This is a genomic window from Micromonospora coxensis (assembly GCF_900090295.1).
GTDB lineage: Bacteria > Actinomycetota > Actinomycetes > Mycobacteriales > Micromonosporaceae > Micromonospora > Micromonospora coxensis.
Map to the genome: position 1 here is coordinate 3,350,473 of NZ_LT607753.1, position 26,580 is coordinate 3,377,052.

24 protein-coding genes and 1 tRNA gene are annotated in these 26,580 nt (G+C 73.9%); 11 read left to right on the forward strand and 14 right to left on the reverse strand.

Translation table 11 applies throughout. From position 1 onward, the window contains the following. Positions 1–684: 684 nt before the first annotated feature. On the forward strand, positions 685–1,758 hold the full coding sequence (locus tag GA0070614_RS15125) for a hypothetical protein (RefSeq protein ID WP_197701446.1): 1,074 nt from the start codon (positions 685–687) through the stop codon (positions 1,756–1,758). Here GA0070614_RS15125 and GA0070614_RS15130 read toward each other — a convergent pair. Beyond that, entirely contained in the window at positions 1,745–2,515 is a 771-nt protein-coding gene (locus GA0070614_RS15130) for a CPBP family intramembrane glutamic endopeptidase (RefSeq protein ID WP_088979446.1), read from the reverse strand. The two genes, GA0070614_RS15125 and GA0070614_RS15130, sit on opposite strands and share 14 nt — an antisense overlap. A 121-nt stretch (positions 2,516–2,636) precedes the next feature. Between GA0070614_RS15130 and GA0070614_RS15135 the strand changes: the two genes are divergently transcribed. Continuing rightward, positions 2,637–3,755, forward strand: a complete 1,119-nt coding sequence (locus GA0070614_RS15135; protein ID WP_088976561.1) for a globin domain-containing protein — start codon at positions 2,637–2,639, stop codon at positions 3,753–3,755. A gap of 114 nt (positions 3,756–3,869) precedes the next feature. Here GA0070614_RS15135 and GA0070614_RS15140 read toward each other — a convergent pair whose 3' ends face one another. Then, positions 3,870–5,375: a peptide deformylase gene (locus GA0070614_RS15140; protein WP_088976562.1), complete on the reverse strand. Its 1,506-nt coding sequence runs from the start codon at positions 5,373–5,375 to the stop codon at positions 3,870–3,872. A 283-nt stretch (positions 5,376–5,658) separates the two neighbouring features. On the opposite strand from GA0070614_RS15140, the gene GA0070614_RS15145 reads away from it, so the two are divergent. After that, a complete protein-coding gene (locus GA0070614_RS15145) occupies positions 5,659–6,438 on the forward strand; it encodes a ferric iron reductase (protein WP_088979447.1) in 780 nt (259 codons plus the stop codon). Positions 6,439–6,489: 51 nt separating this feature from the next. Here the strand turns inward: GA0070614_RS15145 and GA0070614_RS15150 are convergent, their stop codons facing one another. Continuing rightward, the gene (locus GA0070614_RS15150) at positions 6,490–8,316 is read right to left on the reverse strand and encodes a hypothetical protein (protein ID WP_088976563.1); all 1,827 of its coding nucleotides are present in this window, start codon (positions 8,314–8,316) and stop codon (positions 6,490–6,492) included. A gap of 211 nt (positions 8,317–8,527) precedes the next feature. On the opposite strand from GA0070614_RS15150, the gene GA0070614_RS15155 reads away from it, so the two are divergent. Next, positions 8,528–9,238: a class I SAM-dependent methyltransferase gene (locus tag GA0070614_RS15155; protein WP_088976564.1), complete on the forward strand. Its 711-nt coding sequence runs from the start codon at positions 8,528–8,530 to the stop codon at positions 9,236–9,238. A gap of 68 nt (positions 9,239–9,306) precedes the next feature. Here GA0070614_RS15155 and GA0070614_RS15160 read toward each other — a convergent pair whose 3' ends face one another. The 4 genes from GA0070614_RS15160 to GA0070614_RS15175 all read right to left on the reverse strand — a co-directional run bounded on the left by GA0070614_RS15160 (position 9,307) and on the right by GA0070614_RS15175 (position 12,857). Next, positions 9,307–9,840 carry a YbhB/YbcL family Raf kinase inhibitor-like protein gene (locus tag GA0070614_RS15160; protein WP_088976565.1) on the reverse strand — a complete coding sequence of 178 codons (534 nt, stop codon included), beginning with the start codon at positions 9,838–9,840 and terminating at the stop codon, positions 9,307–9,309. 128 nt (positions 9,841–9,968) lie between these two features. Further along, the gene (locus GA0070614_RS15165) at positions 9,969–10,364 is read right to left on the reverse strand and encodes a hypothetical protein (protein WP_088976566.1); all 396 of its coding nucleotides are present in this window, start codon (positions 10,362–10,364) and stop codon (positions 9,969–9,971) included. A gap of 125 nt (positions 10,365–10,489) precedes the next feature. Next, positions 10,490–11,401 (reverse strand): 2-hydroxyacid dehydrogenase, encoded by a 912-nt coding sequence (locus GA0070614_RS15170; protein WP_088976567.1) that lies wholly within the window; start codon positions 11,399–11,401, stop codon positions 10,490–10,492. 28 nt (positions 11,402–11,429) lie between these two features. Next, positions 11,430–12,857, reverse strand: a complete 1,428-nt coding sequence (locus GA0070614_RS15175) for a cellulose binding domain-containing protein (RefSeq protein ID WP_088976568.1) — start codon at positions 12,855–12,857, stop codon at positions 11,430–11,432. A gap of 290 nt (positions 12,858–13,147) precedes the next feature. Here GA0070614_RS15175 and GA0070614_RS15180 point away from each other — a divergent pair, with 290 nt between their 5' ends. After that, complete coding sequence (locus GA0070614_RS15180) at positions 13,148–14,326, forward strand: glycosyltransferase family 2 protein (RefSeq protein ID WP_157745006.1); 1,179 nt, start codon at positions 13,148–13,150, stop codon at positions 14,324–14,326. Between the two features lie 14 nt (positions 14,327–14,340). Then, positions 14,341–14,526, forward strand: coding sequence for a hypothetical protein (locus GA0070614_RS15185; protein ID WP_157745007.1), 186 nt, complete (start codon positions 14,341–14,343; stop codon positions 14,524–14,526). Positions 14,527–14,582: 56 nt separating this feature from the next. On the opposite strand, the gene GA0070614_RS15190 is transcribed toward GA0070614_RS15185, so the two are convergent. Continuing rightward, a tRNA-Ser gene (locus GA0070614_RS15190) sits at positions 14,583–14,669 on the reverse strand. Positions 14,670–14,965: 296 nt separating this feature from the next. Here GA0070614_RS15190 and GA0070614_RS15195 point away from each other — a divergent pair. Continuing rightward, positions 14,966–15,943: an NAD(P)H-quinone oxidoreductase gene (locus GA0070614_RS15195; RefSeq protein WP_088976571.1), complete on the forward strand. Its 978-nt coding sequence runs from the start codon at positions 14,966–14,968 to the stop codon at positions 15,941–15,943. On the opposite strand, the gene soxR is transcribed toward GA0070614_RS15195, so the two are convergent. Beyond that, positions 15,930–16,385 carry a redox-sensitive transcriptional activator SoxR gene (soxR, locus tag GA0070614_RS15200; RefSeq protein WP_088976572.1) on the reverse strand — a complete coding sequence of 152 codons (456 nt, stop codon included), beginning with the start codon at positions 16,383–16,385 and terminating at the stop codon, positions 15,930–15,932. The genes GA0070614_RS15195 and soxR overlap by 14 nt on opposite strands. Positions 16,386–16,430: 45 nt before the next feature. On the opposite strand from soxR, the gene GA0070614_RS15205 reads away from it, so the two are divergent. Continuing rightward, on the forward strand, positions 16,431–17,147 hold the full coding sequence (locus GA0070614_RS15205; protein WP_088976573.1) for a transketolase: 717 nt from the start codon (positions 16,431–16,433) through the stop codon (positions 17,145–17,147). Next, on the forward strand, positions 17,147–18,043 hold the full coding sequence (locus GA0070614_RS15210; protein WP_088976574.1) for a transketolase family protein: 897 nt from the start codon (positions 17,147–17,149) through the stop codon (positions 18,041–18,043). Before GA0070614_RS15205 ends, GA0070614_RS15210 begins: the two co-directional genes overlap by 1 nt. A gap of 94 nt (positions 18,044–18,137) precedes the next feature. Here GA0070614_RS15210 and GA0070614_RS15215 read toward each other — a convergent pair whose 3' ends face one another. Further along, the gene (locus tag GA0070614_RS15215) at positions 18,138–18,845 is read right to left on the reverse strand and encodes a glycosyltransferase family 2 protein (protein ID WP_088979448.1); all 708 of its coding nucleotides are present in this window, start codon (positions 18,843–18,845) and stop codon (positions 18,138–18,140) included. 127 nt (positions 18,846–18,972) lie between these two features. Here GA0070614_RS15215 and GA0070614_RS15220 point away from each other — a divergent pair, with 127 nt between their 5' ends. Further along, the gene (locus tag GA0070614_RS15220; protein WP_088976575.1) at positions 18,973–21,234 is read left to right on the forward strand and encodes a phospholipid carrier-dependent glycosyltransferase; all 2,262 of its coding nucleotides are present in this window, start codon (positions 18,973–18,975) and stop codon (positions 21,232–21,234) included. Positions 21,235–21,419: 185 nt separating this feature from the next. Next, positions 21,420–23,018: a ricin-type beta-trefoil lectin domain protein gene (locus GA0070614_RS15225; protein WP_088976576.1), complete on the forward strand. Its 1,599-nt coding sequence runs from the start codon at positions 21,420–21,422 to the stop codon at positions 23,016–23,018. A gap of 113 nt (positions 23,019–23,131) precedes the next feature. Here GA0070614_RS15225 and GA0070614_RS15230 read toward each other — a convergent pair whose 3' ends face one another. The 4 genes from GA0070614_RS15230 to GA0070614_RS15245 are packed head-to-tail and all read right to left on the reverse strand — an operon-like array spanning position 23,132 to position 26,535. Next, positions 23,132–23,722, reverse strand: a complete 591-nt coding sequence (locus GA0070614_RS15230) for a hypothetical protein (RefSeq protein ID WP_088976577.1) — start codon at positions 23,720–23,722, stop codon at positions 23,132–23,134. Between the two features lie 58 nt (positions 23,723–23,780). Further along, complete coding sequence (locus tag GA0070614_RS15235; protein WP_088979449.1) at positions 23,781–25,274, reverse strand: sensor histidine kinase; 1,494 nt, start codon at positions 25,272–25,274, stop codon at positions 23,781–23,783. Beyond that, the gene (locus GA0070614_RS15240; RefSeq protein ID WP_088976578.1) at positions 25,267–25,959 is read right to left on the reverse strand and encodes a response regulator transcription factor; all 693 of its coding nucleotides are present in this window, start codon (positions 25,957–25,959) and stop codon (positions 25,267–25,269) included. Before GA0070614_RS15240 ends, GA0070614_RS15235 begins: the two co-directional genes overlap by 8 nt. Positions 25,960–26,010: 51 nt before the next feature. Beyond that, positions 26,011–26,535, reverse strand: a complete 525-nt coding sequence (locus GA0070614_RS15245; protein ID WP_088976579.1) for a hypothetical protein — start codon at positions 26,533–26,535, stop codon at positions 26,011–26,013. Positions 26,536–26,580: the final 45 nt, after the last annotated feature.

Sequence of the window (26,580 nt, forward strand, 5' to 3'; positions counted from 1 at the left end):
CGCGCCCCGGCACCCCGGAAGGCGACCGCCCCGGCGGACGAATCTGCGCAGGTCAGCGCCACGAAATCCGGCAGGACGCGAGCCGGCCGGACGGCCAAGGCGACGCCCGCCGGCCGGGCGGGTGATCCCGGACACACACCAGCGCCGAGCGCCCCCGGTGGGGCCGAGCCGACCGGGCCGGTGAGTTCCGGCGCGGCCGGCACCCCCGCCACCACCCCGGCCACCGCCCCTGCCGGTGCAGGGACGGCGCAGCCGGGCGAGACGGCGACGACCCGATCCAGCGGAACGGCGGCACCGTCCACCGACAGCGGCGCGACGGCACGGCCGGTCGCTCCCACCTCGGCGACGGCCGGCGAGCCCGGGACGGCCGGCACGGTGGACGAGGCCCCGGCCGCCACGACGGGTGGGACCACGACGACACCGGCGCGACGGGAGTCCGCTGCGGCGGAATCGACGACTCCGGGGAGAAAAAAGAGCGCACCCGTCAAGAAGGCCGCCCCGGCCGCGAGGCAGGCGACCGCCGCCAGGGCCACCACCGGGAAGAAGGCCGCTCCTCGGAAGGCCACCACGGGTAGGGCCACGCCGACGCCCCCGCAGGCGGCAGTGCCCACAGCTGCCCCCGTCGACGTCACCCCGGCACCGCAGCAGTCCACGCCGACACCTGCGCAGGACGCAGCGGCCACCATGACCCCGACCGGCGCCGGCCCCGCGCCCCGGCAGGCGAAGCCGGCACCCCCGCAGGTCACCGCCACGGCAGCGTCCCCGGCCGGAACCGCCAGCGCACGACAGGAGGCCACCACCCCGGCAGCCGCCTCCAGCGCACCGCAGCAGGCCACCACCCCGGCGGCAACCCCCGCCGGCACCACCAGCGCACCGCAGCAGGCCACCACCCCGGCGGCAACCCCCGCCGGCACCACCAGCGCACCGCAGCAGGCCAGCACCCCGGCGGCAACCTCCACCAGCACCTCGGCCACCCGGGCGCCCGCGCCGGCCACCGAGCCGGCCCCGGCCGACGCGCCCGCAGCGCAGCAGGCGACGGCACCCACGGCCGGCGCGGACCTGGCTCCGGTCGCCTCCGCACCGGAGGGAGTCGCGCTGGAGGGGCAGGTGTCGGGGCGTACCCCGGGACTGGACCTGGCGGGGATCCGGAGCCGGCTGCGGCAGCATCCCGGCTTCGCCCCCGAGCTGCTCGCCCTGGCGGCCGTGGAGGGCATCGGACCACGCGCCCGGGACTGGGCGCACGGGCTGCGGGAGGCGTACCCGGACGCGGGCCCGGACGGGCTGGCCCGGCTGGCCACCCGGCGGTTCGTGCGGGTGGCCGGGCTCGGCGGGGCGACCTCGGCCCTGGCCGGCCTGTTCGCGCCGGTCGCGGAGCTGGCGACGGTGCTGTGGACCCAGGCCGCGCTGGTGCTGCACCTGGCGGCGGCCTACGGCCGGGACCCGCGCGACGCCGAACGGGCGGTGGAGCTGCTGGTGCTGACCCAGGTGCACCCGGACGCCGACAGCGCGCGGGCCGCGCTGGACGCGGCGCGGGCGGCGGACGGGCCGGGAGACCGGCCGTGGCCGCGCGCGGCGGAGGCGGCGTGGCGGTTGGCCGCGCCGCTGGCGGCGCAGGCCGGCGGCTGGGTGGCGCTGCGGCTGGCGTCCCGGTTGGTGCCGGGAGCGGCGGTGCTGGCCGCGGCGGCGGGCGACGCGGCCGCCGCCGAGCGGCTGGCGGCCCGGGCGGTGGCCGCCTACCGGCCGGTCAGAGCCAGCTGATCCACTCCTTCGGCGCCAGCGTGTAGCCCACGAAGGCGACGACGTCGAGCAGGGTGTGCGCCACGATCAGCGGCATCACCCGCTTCGTGCGCAGGTAGAAGAGGCTGAACACGACGCCCATCACCGCGTTGCCGACGAAGGCGCCGAAGCCCTGGTAGAGGTGGTAGGAGCCGCGCAGCAGGGCGCTCGTGGCGATGATCGCGCCGAGCCGCCACTGGAGCTGGCGCAGCCGGGTGACCAGGTACCCGACGACGATCACCTCCTCCAGCACCGCGTTCTGCGCGGCGGCGAGGAGCAGCACCGGCACCGCCCACCACAGGTCGGGCAGGCCGGCGGGGACCAGTTTCGCGTTGACGCCGAGCTGCGCCGCGGCCCAGAACAGGGCCAGGCCGGGCAGGCCGATCAGCGCCGCCAGGCCGGCGCCCCGGGCCAGGTCCGATCCGGGCCGCCGCAGGTCCACGCCGAGGGTCCGCGCCGGGTCGCCGGGGTCGCGCGCCAGCAGGTGTACGGCGAGCAGCACCGGCAGCAGCGCGAAGGCGATCCCGAGCAGCTGGTACGTCAGGTCCAGCCAGGGCCGGGGCTCCTTGGAGACGTTCAGCGCGGCGGTCTGGGCGGAGAGCGGTCCGGCGGCCAGCGCGGCGGCGAGGGAGACCATCGCGTAGACGGCCGACTTGCCCAGGGAGAGGCCGAGGACCAGCACCGTCTCGGTGCCGAGGAGCCGGCGGTCGGTCGGGCGGGTGAGCTCGTCGACGGTCACCGCACCACTGTGCCCGACCGTCGGGGCGTTCGGGAGCGGTCGCACAGTCTGTGCGACCGGTGTGCACGCTCCGTGGACATTCTATGCGGGCCCGATCCGCCGTCCGGAGGAGGAGCGCCCCGTGCACGACTTCGCACGACTGCTGAAGGAGAGCTGGACCCTGGTCGAGGAGGAGCGGGAGCGGCTGAGCGGTCACTTCTACGCCCGGCTGTTCCTCCTCGACCCCGAGTTGCGCAAGCTCTTCCCGGTGGAGATGACCGGCCAGGGCGACCGGATCCTGGACGCCATCGTCACCGCCACGCAGGTGGTGGACGACCCGGAGAGCTTCGAGGAGTACCTGCGCTCGCTGGGCCGTGACCACCGGAAGTACCACGTGGACGCGGCGCACTACGAGACGATGGGCGTCGCCCTGCTGGACGCGCTGCGCAGCACCGCCGGCGACGGCTGGAACCTGGAGTACGACCAGGCCTGGCGGGACGCGTACGCGGCGATCACGGAGAAGATGCTGGCCGGCGCGGCGGCGGACGAGAACCCGCCGTACTGGCACGCCGAGGTGCTCACCCACGAGCGGCACGGGCCCGACACGGCGGTGCTGACCGTGCGCGCCCTGCAGCACCCGTTGTCCTGGAAGGCCGGGCAGTACGTCAGCGTCGAGGTGCCCCGGCACCTGCCCCGGGTGTGGCGGACGTACTCGGTGGCGAACGCCCCGAACGACGACAACGTGCTGGAGTTCCACGTCCGTACGCCGGTCGGCGCGGGCTGGGTGTCGGGGGCGCTGGTGCGCCGGACGAAGCCCGGTGACCTGATCCGGGTGGCCGCGCCGATGGGCTCGATGACGCTGGACCGCGACTCGACCCGGGACATCCTCTGTGTGGCCGGCGGGGTGGGGCTGGCCCCGGTCAAGGCGCTGGTGGAGGAGCTGACCGCCTGGAACCGGACCCGTTGGGTGCACGTCTTCTACGGCGCACGCACCGCCGACGAGCTGTACGGCCTGGCCGGCCTGGAGGAGCTGGTCGCCGCGCACCCGTGGCTGTCGGTGACCCCGGCGTGCAGCGACGACCCGGACTTCGACGGCGAGCAGGGCGACATCTCCGACGTGGTGACCCGGTACGGCCCGTGGACGGCGCACGACTGCTACGTCTCCGGTTCGGCCCCGATGGTCCGGGCGACCCTGCGGGCGCTCGCCGAGGACGACGTCCCGCCGCCGCACATCCGGTACGACACCTTCGGCAACCTGTAGCGACTTTCCTCCCCCCGAAAAAACCGGGTCGCGTGCCCCCGCCCCCTGGGGCACGCGACCCGGTCCCCACACCGGCCCCTGACGGCGTCCCGCACGTGCCCCCGCTGGACGCCGTCAGGGGCCGGTCTCGCGGTACTCCTCGACGGGGACCAGCGGCACGCCGGGTGCCATCCGGTCGGTGTAGAGCCGCCCCTCCAGGTGGTCGACCTCGTGCGCGACCAGCCGGGCCATCCCGTACGCGAACGAGGTGATGATCCGGCTGCCGTCCCAGCGGGCGTGTTCCACGTCGACCCGCAGCGGCCGGGGGACCAGTCCCCGGTGGTCGGCGAAGGAGAGGCAGCCCTCGTACTGCTCGTCGGTGTCCGGGCTGACCTCGACCACCCGGGGGTTGAGCAGCACCACCGGCGCGGCGGACCGGTCGGCGGGGCGCACCACGGCAGCGGCCGCGTCGACGCCGACCTGCGGGGCGGCCAGTCCCATCCCGGCGCTGAATGGGTGCAGTTCGTCGACCCGGGTCAGCAGCGCGGTGAGCCGGTCCACCACGTCCCGGGCGGTGGCGGCCTCCCGGGGCAGGTCGAAGGGGCGGGCGGGGCGGCGCAGCAGGTCCGCGTCGGGGGGCAGCACGCCGAGGGCGCGCAGCCGGTCGCCGGCCCGGGCGGCGGCCAGTGCCCGCTCCGCGTCGGCCGGTTCGCTGCGGAACCGCCACTGGAGGCGGTAGCGGGAGTTGAGCGGCGGGTCGTCGATGGACCAGTCGAAGATCGCCCGGTCGCCGCGGTCGTGCCGGCGTACGGGGGTGCGCAGCGGCCCCTCGTCGGCGGAGAGCGAGGTCTCCACGCCCCACACCCGGGGGTCGAGCGCCGCCGGCAGGTCCAGCCGCACCGCCAGGTGGCGGGTGGGCAGGCGGACGGCCCGCTGGAACCAGGGCCCCCACTTCTCCCGCCCGACGTGGTACGCGTACTCGATCTCGGCGCGCTCGCCGGGGTGCAGCGGGAACGGGCCGTCGGCGTTCTCGAAGAGCAGCCAGATCTCCTTGTACGCGTCCCGGTCGTGCTTGGCCCGCCAGTGCATCGGCTCACGGCTGCCGCCGTCGTTGCGGTACGCCCGCAGTCGCAGCTCGGCGAAGGTGAGCGGATGCTCGCGGTGGTGCCGGTTGGAGCGCCCGGGGTCGTCGGGCCACCGGTCGACGGCCACCCGGACCAGGTGCCGGGTGACCGGTTCGGCGCCGACGTTGTGCAGGTGTCGGCGGACCAGGCAGCGGTAGCCGTCGTCGGTGTGGGTGAGGATGGCGGTCTCGCGTTCGACGACCAGGCCGGTGCCCGGGGGGAGCCACTGCCCGGGGGGTGGCAGCTCGCGGTGGACGGGGGCGGCCCGGGCCTGGCGGAGCTGGTCGTACTCGCGGAAGCGCTGCCAGATCGCGCCGCTGGCGTCGAGGACGGCCTCGGCGCGGCGGGCGAAGTCCTCGGTGGGTCGGTGCCGTCGCCCCTCGACGTGGCTGACGTACGACGGGTCGAAGCCCATCAGGGTGGCGAGCTGCTTCTTGGAGAGTCCTCGCCCCGTCCGGTGCCGGGCCAGCTCGGCGGCGAAGGACTCGGCGGCCCGCTCCAGGGGGGAGGTCGTCATCAGCTTCCTCACGGCCGGGATGACAAGTCTTCACGTTCCATCGCTCACGCCGCACCTCAACTGGCGCTTTGCCGACATTTGGCTTGACATCGTGCCGAGTTTCCGCCCGCACCGAGCGGGTAGTACGCGGAGCCCGGGCCGGTCCGCCGCCAGCGACGTCGACGGAGTGACCCGGGCCTCTCCATCCGACTTCGGTAAGCCTTCCCTCAGCACCTCGGGTGTGGTTAGGCTAGCCTTAGTTAACGGACGGCACGTCGGGCAGGGGGACCAGGTGACAGCGGTGATGCCGAGGGGAGACCTCGCCCCGCCGCTCGCCCCGGTGACCGCCACCCTGCGGGCCATGTTCGGCACCGACGACCTGCCCGGCCTCGCGCCGGGCCTGACGGTCGTCGACGAGGCCGGCTGGAGCCCGGCGACCACCCTGGTCGACGGCACCCGGCTGCCCGAGTTCCTGCACGCCGCGACCCGCCGCTGGGGCGGCACCCCGCACGCCTGCGCCGCGCTGGCCTGGAAGTCCTACAGCTACTGGGTGGCCCTGCCAGTGGTGCTGGGCTGGGCCTCGGCCCGCCGCGTGCCGCTGCTCGACCCGGCCGACGTGCTGATCCACTTCGAGGACCACCGGCAGCTGCTCACCATGGGCCTGCGTGGCACGACCCGGGTGGCGGTGCTGCCGAACGACCCGCTGGCACTCTCCGGGCTGCCGGAGGTCCGGGTCGTCGCCGACGAGGCCGAACTGCTCCGGGTGCTGCGCGCCTCGCTGCTCGACGCGCACCTCGCCCCGGTGATCGCCGCGATCCAGGCGGAGGTCCGGGTCGGCGCCCGTACGCTGCTCGGCTCGGTCGCCTCCGGCATCGCGCACGGCATCCTGCGCGCGGCGGACGCCCTCCCGGGCTCCTCGGCCCGGACCGTCGAGACCCTGCTGGACGCGCTGGACCTGGCCGACCTGGTCGAGCTGGTGCCCGGCCCGACCGGCGAGCCGACGGTGCAGCGGCGCACCTGCTGCCTGGCCTTCACCCTGCCGAGCCCCAAGGTCTGCCAGGGCTGCTGCGTCCGTCCCGCCTGACCCGGCGCTCGCGGCGACCGGCCGGCCTGCGTGGCAGCGCACGCCGCCGGTTCACCCGGTGAGCGGGCGGACGTCCCACACCCACACCCCGCCGGTCCAGGTCGGGGTGATCCCGGTCAGCGCGGTCATCGCCGTCCACAACTCCCCGGCGTGCTCCTGCGGTCCCAGGACGACCACTCCGGCCCGCCAGTACCGCAGGTCCGCCACGGCCGCGGCCCGGTCCCGCGCGGTGATCGGTGGGATCTCGCCGGTCTTCGCGACGTGCCCGAAGAAGTTGCTGGTCCGCCGGTACGGGGCGGTGAAGAGGGCGACGTCCGGCTCGGCCGCCCAGGGCCGGGTGTCCGGGTAGAGGAAGTAGCCGCGGGCCAGCGGCATCTCCAGCCCCGTCCGCGACGACCAGCGCAGCGGATCGGCGTACGTGTTGTCGGGCAGCGGCAGGGTGACCACGCTGCGCCCGCCCGCCACGTACGGACGCCAGGCCCCGGAGGTGACGAAGGCGGGCGTCGGATCGAGGCGGGTGGTGGGCAGCGGGGTCGGCAGGAGCGGCAGCAGGGCCATCAGCAGGACGGTGGCGGTGACGAAGTGGATCTGCCGGCGGGCACCCGGGTGCTCGCCGGCCAGCCGGCGGACCCGCTCCAGGCCGAGCGCGAGCAGCACCCCGATGATCGGGGTGATCGCCAGCGACCAGCGGGTGGGGACCACCGAGTGCAGCAGCGGCAGGTTCTCCAGCGCCGCCCAGGGGGCCGGCACGCCGGTGTCGCGGCCGTTGAGCTGGACCTCCCGCCCCAGCGACAGCACGGCGAAGAGCAGGGCGAGGACGGCCAGGCCGAGCACCAGCGCGCTGCGCCGCAACCACCAGACGAGGGCGACGACGAGCACGACCAGCGGCCAGCCGAAGAAGGCGTTCTCCTCGGTGGCGTTGCGCGCCAGCGGGGCGGCGGAGCGGGCGTCGCCGGCCAGCGACTCCCGGGACCAGGCGACGAATGCGGCGAGGTCGGTGCGGTAGCCCCGGATCAACCGGGACAGCCCGTGGTACGAGCCGGGACCGAAGAGCTGGACGTAGAGCGGGTACGCCAGCAGCACGGCGGAGAACGCGGCGGCCACCCCCAGGCCGGCCAGGAACGAGCGCCACCCGCGCCGCAGCTCGGGCCGGCCGACGGCGAGCGCGACCACCACCACGCCCAGCGCGATCGCGGTCATCAGCAGGATCTCGAGGTTCAGGAACGCCTGCCAGACGATCAGCAGCCCGAGCAGGAGGCCGTTGCGCAGCCAGCGTCCGGGCTCGGCCAGGCGCAGGGTCCGCCAGGCGATCAGCGGCACCACGAACTGGGACACGATGTTCGGGTGGGCGTTGGCGTGCGAGACCATCGCCGGGGCGAAGGCGCAGAACCCGGCCCCGAGCCAGGCCGGCCCCCGGGACCGGGTCACCACCCGGGAGAGGAAGAAGTACCAGCTCGCCCCGGTGGCGGCCATTCCGAGCGTGAGGAAGAGCAGGAACGACCATTGCGGTCCGAAAATGACCGTTACGGGCGTCAGCGGTATTGAAATGGACAATACGGATGTATTTGCCATCAGGTTGACGCCGTCCGGCACATTCATCCGGTCCGAACCGAAGGGATAGGCGAATTCGGTCACGACCCGCGCGCCGTGCGCCATCATCCACTCGAACTGCGACTGGTCCGACCGGTTGTCCCGGAGCCCGTGCCCGGGCCGCCACCACAGCCGCGCGGTCACCCAGAACGCCGCCAGCACGAAGCTGAGCACGGCCGCGACGTCCCACCACCGCCCGTCCCGCCGGCGTACGCCGTGGTCGTCGCCGGCCTCGGCGTCCCCGACGCCGGATCGCGCGACCCCGGGGCCCGATTCGGGAGTAGTCATGACAATTCAGAGCGTAGTTGGCCTATGCCGGCGACGTGACATGTTTCGGGGTACTGCCGTACCATGTGCCGGGTTCGCCGACCGTCCATCACGCGCCCAGCCCCCGACCGCATTTCGGCCAACACGGTGCCCCGTTTCCTCCGCGCAACATGCGGATGATTCACTCAGTCGGTCCAGGCGCGGATCGAGTCATACCGTGAGGAATCGACGCATGGCAGAAATCACTGGGGATCAGCGCGTCCAGTCGGAGGTCCTGGAGGGCCTGGCGACGGCGGTCAACCACCGCAGATGGTTCGTCGAGCTGGCCGTGCCCCACCTCGGTGACGACCCCATCGAGATCGGCAGTGGCCTCGGCGACTACGCCCTCGAGTGGGCGCGCCACGTGCCCCGCTTCACCGCCACCGAGGCGGACCCGGACCGGCTGGTCCAGCTCAAGGAGCGGCTCGCCGACGAGCCCACCATCGAGGTGCAGCAGATGCTGCTGCCGCACCCCGGGCGCGGCGACCACAGCGCGGCCGTGTCGTACAACGTGCTGGAGCACATCGAGGACCACGTCGGCGCGCTGCGCAGCATGCGCGACCTGGTCCGCCCCGGCGGCAAGGTGATCATCATCGTGCCGGCGTTCCAGTTCGCGATGAGTCCGGCCGACATCGCCACCGGCCACGTGCGCCGCTACACGAAGAAGACGCTCGCCGCGGCGATGACCGAGGCGGGGCTGACGGTGGAGACCATCCACTACGCCAACGCCCTCGGCCTGATCGGCTACTTCATGGCCACCAAGGTCTTCCGGCTGATGCCGAAGGAGGGCCCGATGGTGAAGGTCTACGACACCCTGGTCCTCCCCGCCACCAAGGCGGCCGAACAGCGGGTACGCCCCCCGTTCGGCCAGTCGGTCTTCGCCGTCGCCCGCGTCCCGGGCTGACGCCGTACGACGGGCGGGGCCCCCGCCGGCGCGGAGGCCCCGTCCGTCGTGTCACGGCTCGCGCCGGGTCACTCCTTGACGTGGAAGGTGGGGCGGATGACCGCCCGGGCCAGGGTGTGGAAGGCCAGGTTGAACCCGACGTAGGCGGGGCTGGCCCCGGGGCCGACGTCCAGCCGCTCGACGTCCACCGCGTGCACCGCGAAGACGTACCGGTGCGGACGGTCGCCGGGCGGCGGGGCGGCCCCGCCGTAGCCGGTGTCCCCGTAGTCGTTGCGGACGCTGAACGCCCCGCCGAGGTCGGCCTCCTTCACCCCGGTCGGCAGCTCGGTCACCGAGGTGGGCACGTCGACCAGCACCCAGTGCCAGAAACCGCTGCCGGTCGGCGCGTCCGGGTCGAAGCAGGTCACCACGAAGCTCTGCGTCCCGGGCGGGAAGTCCGACCAGGCCAGGTGCGGGGAGATGTTCTCGCCGCCAGCGCTGCCGTGCGCGTGGCGCGCGTCCATCGGCTCACCGTTGCGCACGTCGTCGCTGGTGAGGTCGAACGACCCCACGGTCGGCAGCAGCTCGTACGGGTCCGGGGCGATCGGTCGTTCCAGGGTCATCGGGGGTCCTTCCGGTGCGCGTGAAGTCCTGCGCCCTTCTTACCCCGCCGGACCCGCCCGCCGAACCGGAAGCGCCGCGACGTCCGGCCCGAGGCAGCGTCCGACCGGCGCGACGCGCCGGGCGCCCGTCACACGATGTGGTAGCCGCCCACCGACGCGGCGCGCTCGTTGAACGCCGCGAACTGCTCGGTCCACTCCCGTACGGCCGCCGACGGAGGCGCGTCGTCGAGGAACTCCAGCAGGTCGGAGATCACCCCGAGGCTCACCGCCCGACGGGTCCGCTCGGCGATGAACGCCGCCTGCGCCCCGGTGACCCGCGCGCCGACGCCGATGAAGGTGCCGACCGGCAGGCTCTCGTCACCCGGTTCCAGGCCGGGCAGCCGGAACACGGCCTCGACGCCGTCGCCGGTGAGCACGCCGGCCTCGATCATGACCATCCGGACGTAGCTCATCCGGTCGTTGTCGAAGGCGCATCCGACCGCGACGCCGTCGCGCGGCTCGTCGACCGTGAATCCGTAACCCACGAGGCCGGAGGTTACCGGGTGGCTCCGACGTCAAGGCCGGGCATCCGTTGCCGGGGCACGGTCCCCGGACCCGGGGAGCCTCGACCGCGAATCGCCGGTCGAGGCGGTCGCCCCGGTGGGACGGGTCACGGGCCGACGACGACGTTCGCGAGCGGTTCGCCCGCCGCGTACCGCCGGGCCTGGTCGACCAGCAGCCGGCGGGCCCGAGGCGCCAACGCGGCGGTCAGGCCCCCGACGTGCGGGCTGATCAGGACGTTCGGCGCGGACCACAGCGGGTGGTCGGCCGGCAGCGGCTCGGGGTCGGTGACGTCCAGGGCGGCGTGCAGCCGGCCCGCGCCGAGTTCGGCGAGCAGCGCCCCGGTGTCCACCACCCGCCCCCGTGACACGTTCACCAGCAGGGCGCCGTCGGGCATCCGGGCGAGGAAGTCCTTGTCCACCAGCCCCTCGGTCTCCGGGGTCAGCGGCGTGACCAGGATGACGACGTCCGCCCGGGGCAGCAGCTCGGGAAGATCGGAGACCGGCCGTACGCCGGGGCGGGCGCTCCGGGCCACCCGGCTGATCTCCACCTCGAACCCGGCGAGCCGGCGCTCGATCGCGGCGCCGATCGAGCCGTACCCGACGATCAGCACCCGGGAGTCGGCCAGCCCGGTCGACCAGCCCGAGGACCACCGGCCCTCGCTCCCCGCCCGGACGAAGTCCGGCAGCCGACGCCGGGCGGCGAGGGTGAGCGCCACGGCCAGTTCGGCGGTGGCCGCGTCGTGCACGCCCCGGCCGTTGGCCAGCGTCAGGCCGGGCCGCAGGTACGGCAGGACGTGGTCGTAGCCGGCGGTCACGGTCTGCACCACCCGGAGCCGGGGCATCCGGGCGATCGGCTCGCAGAGGCGCGGGTCGATGACCCCGTACGGCACCGCGTAGAACTCGACGTCGTCCAGGTCCCCGGGCAGGGGTCGGTTGCCGTCGTACAGCGCGACGTCCAGGTCATCGAGTTCGGCCACGGCGTCGGGGTGAGGGATCAGGTAGCGCACGGCGACAATCATGCCCCCCGACGACGTGGGCCCGCCGTCCCTACTGATCGGCCGTGGTGTTGACGTAGTTGATCCCGTCGCGGTAGAAGCCGTCGACGGCCCGCTGCACCTCCTTCACGCTCACGGCCTTGCCGGACACCGAGTAGACCCAGTTGACCTGCATGTTCCAGGTCCGGTCGCCGGCGAAGGGCAGATCGATGAGCCAGGCGTTGAGGTGGATGCGCATGGGCGCGCGGGGAAAGGTCTCGCCCCCGCTGCGGAAGACCTCCCGGCCGTCGATCGAGTAGCTGACCCTGCCGTCGACCGCAGTGATCATCAGGGTGTGCCACCCGACGAGGGACCGTTTCAGGGCTCGGGTGGTGCGGTCGCCCTCCTTGGCACTACGCCAGCTGGTGGTGTCGAGTTTCGGGCCGGGAGCACCCCAGCCGCCGTTGGGCTGGTACTCGAAATCGAGTTCGCTGTACGGGCCCGAGGTCGACTCCGGCGAGATCGTGCAGAAGGATTCGATGATGTGGTCGCCGTTGCGACCATCGGTGGGCTCGTCGGCGAAGCGGACGCGCGCCGCGATGGTGCCGGTCAGGAAGGTGTTGTCGACACCGATCAGCTCGGCCTGCCGGGTGCCCTGCCGGGTGCCGTCGGTGCTGACCTGCAACTGGAGCACCTGCCCACCCTTGGCCTTCCGGTTGGCGGGGAAGCTGACGGCGTCCGCCGACCAGGTGTCGGCGATCCCGGGCCCGCCGCCGTCGGTGCGGGCCTGCCACCCGTTGGCGGTCACCGCCGGATCGGTGATGTCGGTGTAGTGGAAGTTGTCGAAGAGCGTGCCGGACGGCACGGTCACGGCCGACACCCTCGAAGGTCGGGGGGACGCGGCTGGCGCGGCGGGACCGGGCTCTTCCCCCCAGGAGAGAGCACCGTCGACATAGCCGGTGACGCGGGTCGAGGGCGCGTAGTGGGTGAGCGACGGATCGAACGAGCGGTCGTCGGCCTGATCCAGGTCCTCACGGTCGAGGCGGTACAGCTGCAACCCGATGCCCTGGCTGGTCTCGCCAGGTGCCAGAGTGCCGGCAGCCGAGGTGAACCCCACCCGCAGGTAATGGGTGGCGCCGGGCGCGGGAACCGGCAGCGCGCTCACGACCTGGGTGACGTTCGCGCAGTCGAGGGCCGTCTGCACGCAGTTCGCCGCGACTCCGGCACCGTCGTCGCTGAAGTAGTACCGGAGCGTCACGCTGTGCAGGGCCACCGGCCGACCGGAGTTGTTGATCACTTCCAGCCACGGCTTGCCGACCGGAGCGGTGGCGGGGGTGTCCGTCCGGTAACGGACGGACAGCGGCGAACCGTCGTCAGCGGGCCCGCCGGCGGTCTTCGCCGTGGTCCGCCACACGCCGTAAAGCACACCCCCGGCAGCGAGGACCACCATGACCATGACCAGGCCGAGCCAGCGGTGGGAGGAACGGGAACGCGACCCCATGCCAGCTCCTTGTCGACTCGACACGTGCGTACCAGAGAGTGCCGACAGGGGGCGTCTGGACAACGCGGGCCATCCTACCGACGCCGATCCGCGCCGTGGTCACGTGAACGTGGTCACGTGACCGGGGGACTCCCCGCTCGCGTGCCCGGCCGTCACCCCTGCTGCTCATCCGAACGGCCAGCGGGAACCGGCCCGCAGGGGGCGTCACCGGCTTGACCAGGTCAGCTATGGTTCTCCTGCTCCGGACCGCGACAGCCGGCCCGGACGGGGGATCATCGAGCGGGGAACTCGTGTCACACAACACCATGGGCGGGGCGGAGCTCGAGAAGACCGCCTTTTTGCAGGGTCTCCGTTGGAGGCACCACACCACTCCGAAGCCCAGCGGCCCGACGCTGCACGACATCGTCGCCATCGTCCCGGCCCGCAACGAGGAAGTCGGGATCCTCACCTCTTTGAACTCCCTGGCCCGGCAGACCTGGCGCCCCGACCGGATCGTCGTGGTCGTCAACAACTCCACCGACCAGACGGAACACTTCGCCCGGCAGTTCGCCGCCGATCCGCGTACACCGCGCACCGACGTCCTGCTGATGCGCGAGAACGAGCACAAGAAGGCCGGTGCCCTCAACTACGGCATCGCCTGGTTGAGCCAGCGGGTCGGCGGACGGCTGGACCCGGTCCAGCACGTCCTGGTGATGGACGCCGACACGGAACTGCACCCGCGGTTCATCGAACGGGCCCGCAAGGTGATCACCTCGGATCCCGAGATCGGCGGCGTCAGTGCCGTCTGTCTGGGCCGTACCGGGCTGTGGCGCAACCCCTGGCAGCGATTCCTGCTGGGCATGCAGATCATCGAGTACGGCCGCGCCGCCAACGCCCGCTTCCAGACCGACGTGCACACCATGTCGGGTGCCGGGTCGTTCTACCGGGGCGTGGCGCTGCAATCGGTCATCGACAAGCGCGGCGCGGTGTTCTGGGAAGACCACCGCAACCTCGTCGAGGACTACGAGACGACGCTGACGCTCAAGGAGTGCGGCTGGAAGGTGACCGCGAACCAGCTGTGCATCGCGTACACCGACCTCATGCCCACCCTGCGTGAGCTGCTGCAACAACGTCAGCGCTGGGTGCGTGGCACCGTGGACGCCCTGCGCGCCCGGGGCTGGACCAAGTTCACCTGGCACTCGATCGCCACCATGATCCTCGGGCTCCTCGGCGTCGTGTACCTCGTCGGCTGGGGAGCCACCCAATTGGCCGACGCCGTCGCGAGCGGCTTCACGCAACAGCCCATCTTCTGGTTCCTGTTCGCGTTCTGGGTCATCTATCCCGCAGTGATGGTACGCAGCCTCGGCTGGAAGGCGATGCTGGTCGAGGCCCTGCTCATTCCCGAGCTGGTCTACACGATCGTCCGCGCCTACTGGCTGCTGTCGTCCCTCCTCAAGTCCTATTTCACGCCCGTGTCGACGTGGAAGTGAAGGCAGCGTCACAGATGAATTCCCTCAAAGGCTTCGGGATCTGCTTCCTCCTGGCGGTGACCCTGGTCGCCATGCGTCAGCTCGCCGAGGTGGAGTACGCCCTTCTCGTCCTGACGGTCGTCCTCATCACCGGCTCCGTCAGCATCTACGTGGCGTCGCGGCAGCGGTACCGCAGGGACCGACGCATCGCGGGGGACTGACCGGTCGGCGGCACGGAACGCTCCCGGTCGGGGTGCGGCCTCGCTGAGTACGGGTGCGGAGGGTGTGGGATTCGAACCCACGAAGACATCGCTGCCTTACCGGTTTTCAAGACCAGCGCCATCGGCCACTAGGCGAACCCTCCCGGGCCGTCACCCGCAGGCGACGACCGGTGCCTAGTCTGCCACGACCGTCGTACCGCCGAGCGGACCTCCCACCCCTAATCGACGGGACGCCGGGGTACGGACGACCGGACGATCGCGCTGATCACGGCGATCATCGGCAACCGAACGGTCCACTATGGCCGGTGTGTCGACACGGGGGCGGGCACGGGCACGCGGTAGCCGGTCCTCCGCCACGACCACCGCGCCCCGATCGGTCCCGACGGCGGGAATCGCGACCCGGGCCCGGCGCGCGGGACGGATCGGGTAAGACTGGGCCATGCGCGCGATGACGATCCCGGAACCCGGCGGACCCGAGGCACTGGTCTGGGCCGAGGTGCCCGACCCGCAGCCCGGCCCCGGCGAGGTGGTCGTGGACGTGCGGGCCAGCGCGGTCAACCGGGCCGACCTGCTGCAACGGCAGGGCTTCTACCCGCCGCCGCCGGGCGCGCCGGCGTACCCCGGTCTGGAGTGCTCGGGCGTGGTCGGCGCGGTCGGTGCCGGGGTGACCGGCTGGGAGGTCGGGCAGGAGGTCTGCGCGCTGCTGGCCGGCGGCGGCTACGCCGAGCGGGTGGCCGTGCCGGCCGGGCAGTTGCTGCCGGTGCCGGCGGGGGTCGACCTGGTGGACGCGGCGGCGCTGCCCGAGGTGGCCTGCACGGTGTGGTCGAACGTGGTGCGGCTGGCCCGGCTCGGCAGGGGCGAGACCCTGCTGGTGCACGGCGGCGGCAGCGGGATCGGCACGTTCGCGGTCCAGCTCGGCGCCGCCCTCGGCGCGACCGTGGTGGCTACCGCCCGGGCGGCCAAGCACGAGCGGCTGCGGGAGCTGGGGGCGGCGCACACCGTCGACTACCGGGAGCAGGACTTCGTCGAGGAGGTCCGCCGGGTCACCGACGGCCGGGGCGCGGACGTCATCCTGGACATCATGGGCGCGTCGTACCTGTCGCGGAACGTGGCGGCGCTGGCCGACGGCGGCCGGCTGGTGGTCATCGGCATGCAGGGCGGCCGGAAGGCCGAGCTGGACCTGGGCGCGCTGCTGGCGAAGCGGGCCTCGGTGGCGGCCACCGCGCTGCGCTCCCGCCCGCTCGACGACAAGGCGGAGATCGTCCGTGGGGTCCGCGACGAGGTCTGGCCGCTGGTCGAGTCGGGGGTGGTCCGGCCCGTCGTGGACCGGCGGCTGCCGATGACCGACGCGGCGCAGGCGCACCGGCTGGTCGAGTCGAGCGACCACCTCGGCAAGGTGCTGCTCACCCTCGGCTGACGTCGGGGCGGGGCAGCACCAGCCGGGCGCCTGGCCCCTCGCCGGCCAGGGAGTCCCCCGGGTTGTACAGCCGGCACCGCTGCAACGACAGGCAGCCGCAGCCGATGCAGCCGTCCAGCTCGTCGCGGAGCTTGCCGAGCAGGCGGATCTTGTCGTCCAGCCGCTCCCGCCAGGCGGCGGAGAGCGCCGCCCAGTCGTCCGGGGTGGGGGTGCGCGAGGAGGGCAGCGAGTCCAGCGCCTCGCGGATCTCCTCCAGCGAGATGCCGACCTGCTGGGCGATCCGGACGAACGCCACCCGGCGCAGCTCGGTGCGCGCGTAGCGGCGCTGGTTGCCGCCGGTGCGTTCGGCGCGGAGCAGGCCGAGCCGCTCGTAGTAGCGCAGCGCCGAGGGCGCGACCCCGCTGCGGGCGGAGAGCTGGCCGATGGTGAGTGATTCCTGCATCAGTCGCCTTGAGTTGAAGTGAACTTCAACTTGCAGGCTAGCCGCATGACGACCACGACCGCCACCGCCCCGCCGGGCCCACCGCTGCCGGGCCCGGTCGCCGCCCCGCTGGAACGGCTCCGCGCCGGCCGCGAGTTCGGCGCGAACGTGTACTCCACCATCGACGTGCTCTGGGTGCTCTACGACCGCGTCCTGCGGATCACCCCGCACCGCGTGGACGATCCGGACCGGGACCGCTTCCTGCTCTCCAAGGGGCACGCCGTCGCCGGCTACTACGCGGTGCTCGCCGCCAAGGGCTTCCTGCCCGAGCACTGGCTGGACGACCAGGGCGGCCCGGACAGCCGCCTCGGCGACCACCCGGACCGGATGCTCGTCCCCGGCGTGGAGATCGGCTCGGGCTCGCTCGGGCACGGCCTCGGCCTCGGCGTGGGCACCGCGCTCGGGCTGCGCGCCCAGGGCCGCACCGACCCCCGGGTGTACGTGCTGCTCGGCGACGCCGAACTCGACGAGGGCTCCAACCACGAGGCGATCGCGTACGCCGGCGCGACCGGGCTGGCCAACCTGACCGCGATCGTGCTGGACAACCGGTCGGCGAGCCACGGCTGGCCGGGCGGGGCGGCCAGCCGGTTCACCGTCAACGGGTGGACCGCCGCCACCGTCGACGGGCGCGACCACGACGCCCTGCACACCGCCCTGACCGGGCACGACCGACACCGGCCGCACGTCGTCGTCGCGGTCGTCACCGACGGGGAGCAGCCGTGATGCGGGAGACCTTCATCGACACCATGACCGACCTGCTCGCCGAGGACCCGCGTACGGCGGTGGTGCTGGCGGACATCTCCGCCGCGTCGTTCGTCCCGGCCGCGCGCCGCCACCCGGACCGGGTGCTCAACGTCGGCATCCGGGAGCAGTTGCTGATCGGGGTGGCCGGCGGGCTGGCGCTGACCGGGCTGCGACCGGTGGCGCACAGCTACGCGCCGTTCCTCGTCGAGCGGGCGTACGAGCAGATCAAGCTGGACCTGGACCACCAGGGCGTCGGGGCGGTGCTGGTCGGCGTCGGGGCGTCGTACGACCGGGCGTCGGCGGGCCGCACCCACCTGAGCCCCGCCGACGTGGCGCTGATCGACAGCCTGCACGGCTGGACCGTGCACGTGCCGGGGCACCCGGGCGAGGTGGCGCCGCTGCTGCGTGCGACGGTGGCCGCGGACTCGTCGGCGTACCTGCGGCTCTCCACCCAGCAGAACGCGCGGGCGTACCCGGACGGTGGCGACCTGCGGGTGGTGCGCGACGCCGGCCCCGGCGCGGCGCTGCTGGTGGCGGTCGGGCCGGTGCTCGACGCCGCGCTGGCCGCGGTGGCCGACCTGCCGGTGACGGTGGCCTACACCCACCGGCCGCGCCCGTTCGACGTGGCCGGCCTGCGGGCGCTGGCCGGCACGGAGGTGGTGCTGGTGGAGCCCTACCTGGCCGGCACCTCGGCGCGGGTGGTGTCGGAGGCGCTCGCCGACCGGCCGCACCGGCTGCTCAGCCTCGGCGTGGGCCGGGCCGAGCTGCGCCGGTACGGCACGGCGGAGGACCACACCCGCTGGCACGGGCTGGACGCGGCCGGCCTGCGCCGGTCGGTCGACGGCTTCCTCGGCGAGCTGGCCACGGTGGGCTGAGCCGGGCATGCCGTCCTCGGCGGGCCGAGCCGGCGAACCGCGAGTGCCGGGCCGAGCCGGCGAACCGGCAGTGCCGGGCCGAGCCGGCGAGCCGTCAGCGGCGGGCCGGGTCCACGGGGCGGCGGCGGGTGCGCTCGCGGCCGAGGATCCAGAGCGCCTCGACGCCGTCCTTCCAGGTGATCTTCTTGCCCTCCTCGCGACCACGCGCCCGGTAGCTGATCGGCACCTCGTACGGGCGGATCCGGCGGCGCAGCAGCTTGCCGGTCACCTCCGCCTCCATGCCGAAACCCCGGGAGCGGACGTCGAGGGAGCGGTACAGCTCGACCGGCATCAGCTTGAAGCAGGTCTCCAGATCCCCGATGTACGAGTTGAACAGCACGTTGGCGGCCATCGTGACGCCCTTGTTGCCCATCACGTACCAGAAGCTGTAGGCGCTGTGGCTGCCGAAGGTCCGATTGCCGTAGACGACCGTGGCACGGCCGTCGAGGACCGGGTCGAGCAGCCGCGGGATGTCCTGCGGGTCGTACTCCAGGTCGGCGTCGAGGATGACCATGTACTCACCCTCGGCGCTGTCCACCGCCGTCTTGATGGCCGCGCCCTTGCCCGCGTTGCGCTGGTGGGTGATCACCCGCAGCCGCGCGTCGTCGGCCCGGCCGAGGATCTCACCGGTGCCGTCCCGGCTGCCGTCGTCGACCACGACCAGCTCGATCTCGCACGGGTAATCGACCGCCAACGCCTGCTTGAGGGCGTCCGCGATGCGTTCTTCCTCGTTGTAGACCGGCATGAGGATCGAGAGCTTCACGGGGATCGTCTCCACGGTGGGCACAGTAAGTCGGACATAGCCTAGCCTGGCTGGTCAGTGAGGTGGACCCCGCCACCATCGGCGTCCGGCACCCGCCCATTCAGGCGGATGGTGTTTACTTCCGCCCATGTCGGCAGCCGGCTCCCTGGTCGTGGTGGCACCCGTCGCCGCATTCGTCGTGCTCACCTCGCTGCTCAAGCCCCGCCACGGGGACGCGGTGGCACCCCTGCGGCTGGCCGTCGTCCGCGCCGCGCTGCTGACCGGCGGCTACGCCGTGGTCACCGTGGAGCTGCTCGGCGCGGCGGGCGCGCTCACCGCGCCGGCCTTCGCGCTGGCGTGGCTGCTCCTCCTCGCGGTCACCGTCGCCGCCGCCGGGCTGCGGGCCCGGCGCGGCACGGCCGCCGCCCCGGCCACCGCCCGCGTGCCGGCCCTGGTCGGCGCGGGCACCGGGGGCACGCCCGCACCCGCCGGTTCGCCGGACCCCGGCCCGGCGTCCGCGCGGGACGGGCTCGCGGCGGCACCGGCCGGCCCGCGCGCCCGGCTGGCCGAGTTCCGGCGTACGGCGGGGCGCGGCGAGCGGCTGCTGGCCGGCACGGTCGTCGGGGTGGTGCTGGTGGAGCTGCTCGTGGCGCTGCTGGCCGAGCCCAACAACTACGACTCGCAGACCTACCACCTGCCCAAGGTGGAGCACTGGGTGGCGCAGGGCAGCCTCGAGTTCTGGCCGACCGCGATCCACCGGCAGGTGACCATCCCGCCCGGCGCGGAGTACCTGCTGCTGCACCTGCGGCTGCTCACCGGCGGCGACGTGCTGCACAACCTGGTGCAGTGGGCGGCCGGGATCGGCTGCCTGGTGGCGGCCACCCGGGTCGTCGCCCAGCTCGGCGGCGGCCGGCGGGCCCAACTGCTCACCGCCTTCCTGCTGGCCACCACGCCGATGGTGGCGCTCCAGGCCACCAGCACCCAGACCGACCTGGTCGCCGCCGCCTGGGCGGCCTGCGCCGGGACGCTCGCCCTGGACGGGCTGCGCCGCCGCGCCGGCTGGGGCGACCTGCTCGCGCTCGGCGCGGCCACCGGGCTGACCGCGCTGACCAAGACCAGTGGCCTGATCGCGGTCGGCCCGCTGCTGGTGCTCTGGGGCGTCGCCCAGCTCCGGCTGGCCATCCGTCCCACGGCCTCGGGCGCCGGTCCGACGACGGCCCCGGACGACGGCGCCCGAGCGGTGCACGGGCCGGATCCGCAGGGCGGGACGGGCAGCGCGCACGGGCCGGATCGGCGGGGCGAGGCGGTCGCCGTGCCCGGGCCGACCGCGCGACCTGCGGCCGGGGTGGCCCGGACGGTCGCCGGGTCGCTGCTGGTGCTGCTGGTCGCGGCGGCGGTGGTCGGCCCGTTCCTGGCCCGGGTGACCGCCGAGTTCGGGCACCCGCTCGGCCCGCCCCGGCTGCGCGAGTCCATCCCGATGGAACGGCACGACCCGGCCTCGGTGCTGGTCAACGCACTGCGGATCGGGCACACCGCGTTCGACACCCCGCTCGCGCCGCTGCGCACCGGCAGCGCGGAGGCGATCATGGCGGGTTCCCGGGCGATCGGCGTCGACCCGCAGGACCGGGACATCACCTTCGGCCGGGAGGTCTTCCCGGTGCCGGCCTGGTACCCGGACGAGGACCGGGTGGCGTTCCCGCTGGCCGGTTCGCTGGCCCTGCTCGGCGCGGTGTTCGCGCTGGCCCGGCCAGGCCGGATCAGCCCGGAGCGGGCCGGGGCGCTGCGGGCGTACGCCTCGGCGATCGTGGTCGCCGTCGTGCTGCACACCGCGATGATCAAGTGGCAGACCTGGGGCAACCGACTGCTGCTCTACGCGCTGGTGGCGGCGGTGCCGCTGGCCGGGCTCTGGCTGGACGCGCTGTTCCGGCGACGGCTCGTACCCGGACGCCGTTCGGTGGCGGCGTCGCTGGCGGTGACCGTGCTGGCCACCTCCGCGCTGGCCGGGGTGCTGGCCCTGTCGTACGGCTTCCCACGCCGGCTGGTCGGGGCCGGGTCGGTCTTCACCACCTCGGAGTGGGACACCCGGTTCCTGCGCCGGCCACACTGGGCCGAGGAGTTCCGCTGGGCCGCCGACGCGGTACGGCGGGACGGCGCGCGCCGGATCGGGCTGGTCCAGCAGAACGACAACTGGGAGTACCCCTGGTGGTTGCTGCTGCGCGACGCCGAGGGCCGCCCGCCGGAGCTGGTGGCGTTGCAGTCGGTGCTGCCCGACCGGCCGCCGGCCGATCCGTCGACGGTGGACGCGATCGTCTGCACCGGCAGCCGCGCGGCCTGCGTCAAGCTGGTGCCGGCGGGCTGGCGGGTCGAGTACCGCGACTACGTCGGCTACGCCCTGCCGCCCGGCCGCTGACCCCGCGCCGCCGGGGCACGTGGCCGGGCCGCGCCCGGCTCGTGGGTCCGGCCCGCCCGGTTTCGAGGCCCGGCGGCGCAGATGACGGAAACCTTTCCGAGAGACATTCACATAGCTGCGTCCCCGGCGCTACCTTCCGGTAACTCGATCGACGTCCCGCGATCGAGTGCGAAAGGAGTGCGTCGATGCCTGGCACCCCCACCCGGCGCGCACCGGCGGTCCGGCGGCGTCACCTCGCCGTCGTCACCGCCGCCGCCCTCGTCCTGCCCCTGCTCCTCGGACCGGTGTCCCCCGCCGCCGCCGCCGACCGTCCGACCGTCCAGCCACTCCCGACGAACCTCGAAGCGGTCCGCGCCGCCGAGGCCACTGCGCTCTACGGCTCACCGGAGATCCGGCCGCTGGAGCAGCGCCGCACCGCCCTGGTGACGATGGGCGACAGCGAGATCTCCGGCGAGGGTGTGGGCAACTACGTCCCCGGCACCCACCAGCCCGGCAACTGGTGCGACCGCTCGTACGACCAGGCGGTCTTCCGCACCGGCATCCCGGCCGACGAGAAGTACAACATCGCCTGCTCGGGGGCCACCCCGTGGAACCTGGTCGCCGGCGGTCCCACCCAGCACAACGAGCTGAACCAGGGCGACCACCTGGCGATCAAGGCGCGCAACACGCACGTCCGCCTGATCTGGGTGGTGGTCGGGGCCAACGGTGACGGCACCATCCAGTTCGGGCCGGTCGCCACCGACTGCGCGGTACGCCGGGTCTTCTTCCAGGGCCCCTGCTACCCGACCTACACCGACCAGTGGACGATCCGCACCGACGGCAGCCGCCGCGCCGTCGAGGAGGCGCTCACCTCGATCCGCCGCACCATGACCGACGCCGGCTACCTGCGCTCCGACTACGAGCTGGTGCTGATGTCGTACCCGAGCCCGGGCAGCCCGGACGTGGAGGACAACCCGAACTTCCCCGGCTGGTACTCCGGTGGCTGCCTGCTCTACCTGGCCGACATGGCGTTCGCCCGGAACAAGGCGGTGCCGCTGTTCGAGACGGCGCTGCGCGCGGCGGCGGCCAACACCGGCACCCGCTACCTGGACGCCAGCCGGCTGTTCCACGGCCACGAGGTGTGCGCCGACGTCACCGCGGTGCGCGGCCTCTACATCGAGGTGGGGGTCTGGGACGAGAACGCCGCCCGGCAGTCGTTCCACCCGAACGCCCGGGGCCACGGCATGTTCGCCCAGTGCGTCACCCAGTTCTGGAATTCCGGCCAGCAGCGGGCCACCTGCGTCGATCCGGCCAGCACCGGCGCCGGGGTGCTCTACCCCGGGCTGTTCGAGTTCAAGCAGCTGCGCAACGTCGCCACCGGCACCTGCGTCGACGGGAAGGGCTACGACTCGCGCAACGGCACCGTCCAGCAGTCGTACGCCTGCCACGGCGGGCGCAACCAGGGCTTCTGGTACGACCCGACCCGCCGGTCGCTGCACACCGAGCTGTCCCACGACCGTTGCCTGGACGTGGCGGGCGGCTCGCTGACCGCCGGCACCGCGGTCAACGTGTACGACTGTCACGGCGGGGCCAACCAGCAGTTCGTCATCGCCGGCAACCAGTTCCGGGCGGCCGGCGCGACGAACCTCTGCCTGGCCTTCGACAACCCGTGGTTCGGCGCCCCCCGGCTGCGGCTCGCCACCTGCTCCACCAGCACCCGCCAGCAGTGGTCCTTCGAGTCCCGGTCGTTCGCCGATCCCGTCGGGTACGGCCACGACGACTTCATCGGCTCCCGGGTCTACTGACCGGTCCCGGGACCCGCCGAACGGTCACCGGTCCACGAGCGACACCGAGCCGGCGCGGACCACCGCGCCGGCTCGCCCGCAGCGGCCCGCCGGGTGTCCGGCGGGCCGCGCGCTCACTTCTGCTTCAGCGGGACCACGATCAGCCGCGCGACGCTGGCGTCGCCGTCCTTCGCCCCGGCGACGCCGACCGTCGTGCCGACCGCGATGTCGGTGGACCGGATGGTGGTCCGCCGCTCGACCACCCGCAGCTTGTCGCCGAGGGTCCAGGTCAGCGTGAAGCCGTCGGCGGACTTCACGGTCACCGAGTCGCCGTCGATCGCGGTGACCTGGCCGCGCTGCACCACGACGGTCTTCGTCCCGCCGTCCTTCGTCTGCACGACGGCCTCGCCGTGCAGGGTGTTCTTCCGCAGCAGCACCCGGGCCTGCCGCCGCTTGCGCCACTCCTCGGCCCGCTCGCCACGGGTCTGCTCCGCCGGGGCGGCCGACGACGACGGCGTGGGCGCGGCCGCCTGAACGTCCAGCTCGGCCGGGTCGAAGCCGAGCGCGGCGAGCGCCTGGCCCTCGACGCCCAGCGCGGCGGCCACGTCGACCGCGGCGGCGGCCGGGGCGTCCGGCGTGACCGAGGCCGGACCGCAGCCGGCGACACCCAGCGCGATCGCCGCGAGCAGCGACGTGGTGCCGACGGCGAATCTCTGACGTGCCATGGGGGTCTCCCTCTCGTCCGTGGTGTGCCCAGCGTCGCGCGTCCGGATGGGCGCAGGGTCAGACCGATGTTCGGGTCGGGTAAGGATCACCGGGCAGCCGGACGGTGAACGCCGCCCCGCCCTCGGCGGCGTGCCCGGCGACGATCTGTCCGCCCAGGCGGCGGACCAGTCCGGCGGCGAGCGCCAGCCCCAGCCCGCTGCCCACCTTGCGCACCCCCCGGTACCGCTGGTGCAGCGCGCCGCGCTCGAAGGCCACCGCCAGGTCGTCGTCGGTGAAGCCGGGTCCGCCGTCGCGGACCTCCACGAACCCGCCGGCCGCCGGGGTCGGACCGGCCGGCCGGACCGCGAGCACCACCGGCGCCCCCGGCGGTACGACCCGCAGCGCGTTCTCCAGCAGCCCGTCGACGACCTGCCGGATCCGCCCCGGGTCGGTGTACGCGGGCACCGGCGCGTCCGGCACCTCCACCCGGAACGGGACGCCGACCGCCGCGCACCGGTCGGACCAGGTGCGCTCGGCGTCGACGGCCAACCGGACGAGGTCGACCGGCACCGGTTCCAGCGGGAAGTCCGCCGCCTCCAGCCGGGCCAACGCGAGCAGGTCGCTGACCAGCCGGTCGAGGTGTTCGGCCTCGGCGAGCATGGTGCGGCCGGTGCCGGGGGCCTCGTCCGGACCGACCACCCCGTCGGCGAGCGCCTCGGCGTACCCGCGGATCGCGGTCAGCGGGGTGCGCAGCTCGTGCGAGACGGAGAGCAGGAACTCCCGCTGCCGGCCCTCGCTGGTGGCCAGCGCGGCGGCCAGCCCGTTCAGCGCGTGCGCCAGGTCGGCCACCTCGTCCGGCGGCTCCACCGGTACGCGCACCGCCCGGTCACCCGCGCGCAGCCGGGCGGCGGCGGTGGCGGCGTGCCGGATCGGCCGGGCCAGCCGGCGGGCCAGCAGGAGCGCGGCCACCACCCCGGCGGCGAGCCCGGCGAGCAGCGGCAGCCAGAGGCTACGGAGCACCTGCCGCCACGGGCCGTCGGTGGTGGCCCGGGTCAGCACCACACCGCTCCCGCCGGGCAGGGCCCGCCCCTCGACCAGCGCCCGTTCGCCGTTCACCAGCCGACGTCCGGAGACGTCCCGGCCGGCGGCGATCCGGTTCACCACCTGCCGGGGCAGGCCGGGGCGGTCCACCGCGCCGCCCTGCACCACGTACACGTCGATCTCCTGCTGGCGGAGCTGGCGGATCAGCCGCTCCCCGGCGGCGTCGCGCTGACGGCTGGGGCGGACCCGGAGCACGTCGGCGGCGAGGCGGGCCTGGGCGGCGAGCGCCTCGGAGTCCCGGCGTTCCACGCCGCGTACCGCGAGGGGGACCGCGACCAGGGCGGTGACCAGCACGGAGACCAGCGCCACCGCGCAGGTGACGAGGACGGCGCGGGCGGTCAGCGTGTGGGCGAAGCGGCGGCGCCGGGGCGGCGGCGCCGGGCGGGGGGCGATCACCGGCAACGCGACGGTCGGCCCGTGCGGCTGGTGCGGACCGGCGGGCGGGTGCGGGTACGGGCCGGGTTCAGGCATCGGCCGCGTACCCGACGCCACGGTGGGTCCGGATCACGCTGGCCGCGCCGAGCTTGGCGCGGACCTGGGCCACGTGCACGTCGACCGTGCGGGTGCCGCTGTGCGCGGCGTAGCCCCAGACGCCGGCCAGCAGCTCCTCCCGGGTGAACACCCGGCCGGGGCGGGCCATCAGGTGGGCGAGCAGGTCGAACTCGGTGGAGGTGAGCTGCACCGGGCTGCCGCCGGCGGTGACCGTGCGGCGGGTCGGGTCGAGGGTGACCGGTCCGACGGTGCGCGGGCGCTCGGCCCCCTCGGGCGCGCCACCGGTGCGGCGCAGTACCGCGCGGACCCGGGCGACCAGTTCGCGGGGGCTGAACGGCTTGGTGACGTAGTCGTCGGCGCCGAGTTCCAGACCGACGACCCGGTCGACCTCGTCGTCGCGGGCGGTGAGGAAGATGACGGGCGTCCAGTCGCCCGTCTCGCGCAGCCGACGACAGATCTCGGTGCCGGCCATGCCGGGCAGCGCGATGTCCAGCACGCAGGCCACCGGTCGGAGCCGGCGGGCGGCGGCCAGCCCGGCCGCGCCGTCCCGCTCCAGGTGTACGCCGAAGCCTTCCCGGGTCAGGTAGAGCCGGACCAGGTCGGCGATGGCCGGCTCGTCCTCGACGACGAGGACGAGCCCACGCTGCGGGGCGTCGGCGGTCACCGGCCCATGATGACCGACCGCGGTCACCTCCGGCGTACGGCGGTGTTCGGGTCAGGTAAGGATGCGGTCGACGGCCGGTACGGGGCGCAGGCCGGGATCGGCCGTGGCCGGCGTCTCGCCGATGGTGGCGACCACCCGCTCCTTCGCCGGGCGCAGCCGGGTCCGGAAGGCGTGGTGCAACAGGGTGTCGAGCTGCCAGACCTGCTTCGGGTGCTGAGTGTGCACGACGAACCGCTCGCGGACCCCGTCGATCGCGGTGGCGGCCAGTTCGACGGACTGGGAGCGCGGGTCGGGGCTCCAGGTGACGTTGCTCAGCTCGCGCAGCTCCGTGTTGAGGTGCAGGCGGAGCCGGTGCAGCACCCGCGTCTGCTGGGTGACCACCATCCGGCGGTGGGTGAGCAGGAGCAGGTACTCACCGGCGACCGGCCGATCGGGTCGGCTGCACCGGGCGACCAGGATGGTGGCGTCGCCGGAGCCGACGCACTGGCGGAAGACCGGCATGTGCCGGCTCGCCGTCTGGACCGCCAGTCCGGTCTCGGCGGCGGCCGGGAGGAACGTTCGCGAGAAGACGTCCATGCCCTGCCCAACGAGCCGTGACCTGGGGTGATGTGGGTCACTACC

Bases quoted from the DNA above. Each gene is read 5' to 3' on its own strand.
- GA0070614_RS15125 (WP_197701446.1), top strand. From the start codon at position 685: ATGACCCCGACCGGCGCCGGCCCCGCGCCCCGGCAGGCGAAGCCGGCA.
- GA0070614_RS15140 (WP_088976562.1), bottom strand. From the start codon at position 5,375: ATGACGACCTCCCCCCTGGAGCGGGCCGCCGAGTCCTTCGCCGCCGAG.
- GA0070614_RS15145 (WP_088979447.1), top strand. From the start codon at position 5,659: ATGCCGAGGGGAGACCTCGCCCCGCCGCTCGCCCCGGTGACCGCCACC.
- GA0070614_RS15150 (WP_088976563.1), bottom strand. From the start codon at position 8,316: ATGACTACTCCCGAATCGGGCCCCGGGGTCGCGCGATCCGGCGTCGGG.
- GA0070614_RS15155 (WP_088976564.1), top strand. From the start codon at position 8,528: ATGGCAGAAATCACTGGGGATCAGCGCGTCCAGTCGGAGGTCCTGGAG.
- GA0070614_RS15160 (WP_088976565.1), bottom strand. From the start codon at position 9,840: ATGACCCTGGAACGACCGATCGCCCCGGACCCGTACGAGCTGCTGCCG.
- GA0070614_RS15170 (WP_088976567.1), bottom strand. From the start codon at position 11,401: ATGATTGTCGCCGTGCGCTACCTGATCCCTCACCCCGACGCCGTGGCC.
- GA0070614_RS15175 (WP_088976568.1), bottom strand. From the start codon at position 12,857: ATGGGGTCGCGTTCCCGTTCCTCCCACCGCTGGCTCGGCCTGGTCATG.
- GA0070614_RS15185 (WP_157745007.1), top strand. From the start codon at position 14,341: ATGAATTCCCTCAAAGGCTTCGGGATCTGCTTCCTCCTGGCGGTGACC.
- GA0070614_RS15195 (WP_088976571.1), top strand. From the start codon at position 14,966: ATGCGCGCGATGACGATCCCGGAACCCGGCGGACCCGAGGCACTGGTC.
- soxR (WP_088976572.1), bottom strand. From the start codon at position 16,385: ATGCAGGAATCACTCACCATCGGCCAGCTCTCCGCCCGCAGCGGGGTC.
- GA0070614_RS15205 (WP_088976573.1), top strand. From the start codon at position 16,431: ATGACGACCACGACCGCCACCGCCCCGCCGGGCCCACCGCTGCCGGGC.
- GA0070614_RS15210 (WP_088976574.1), top strand. From the start codon at position 17,147: ATGCGGGAGACCTTCATCGACACCATGACCGACCTGCTCGCCGAGGAC.
- GA0070614_RS15220 (WP_088976575.1), top strand. From the start codon at position 18,973: ATGTCGGCAGCCGGCTCCCTGGTCGTGGTGGCACCCGTCGCCGCATTC.
- GA0070614_RS15225 (WP_088976576.1), top strand. From the start codon at position 21,420: ATGCCTGGCACCCCCACCCGGCGCGCACCGGCGGTCCGGCGGCGTCAC.
- GA0070614_RS15230 (WP_088976577.1), bottom strand. From the start codon at position 23,722: ATGGCACGTCAGAGATTCGCCGTCGGCACCACGTCGCTGCTCGCGGCG.
- GA0070614_RS15235 (WP_088979449.1), bottom strand. From the start codon at position 25,274: ATGCCTGAACCCGGCCCGTACCCGCACCCGCCCGCCGGTCCGCACCAG.
- GA0070614_RS15245 (WP_088976579.1), bottom strand. From the start codon at position 26,535: ATGGACGTCTTCTCGCGAACGTTCCTCCCGGCCGCCGCCGAGACCGGA.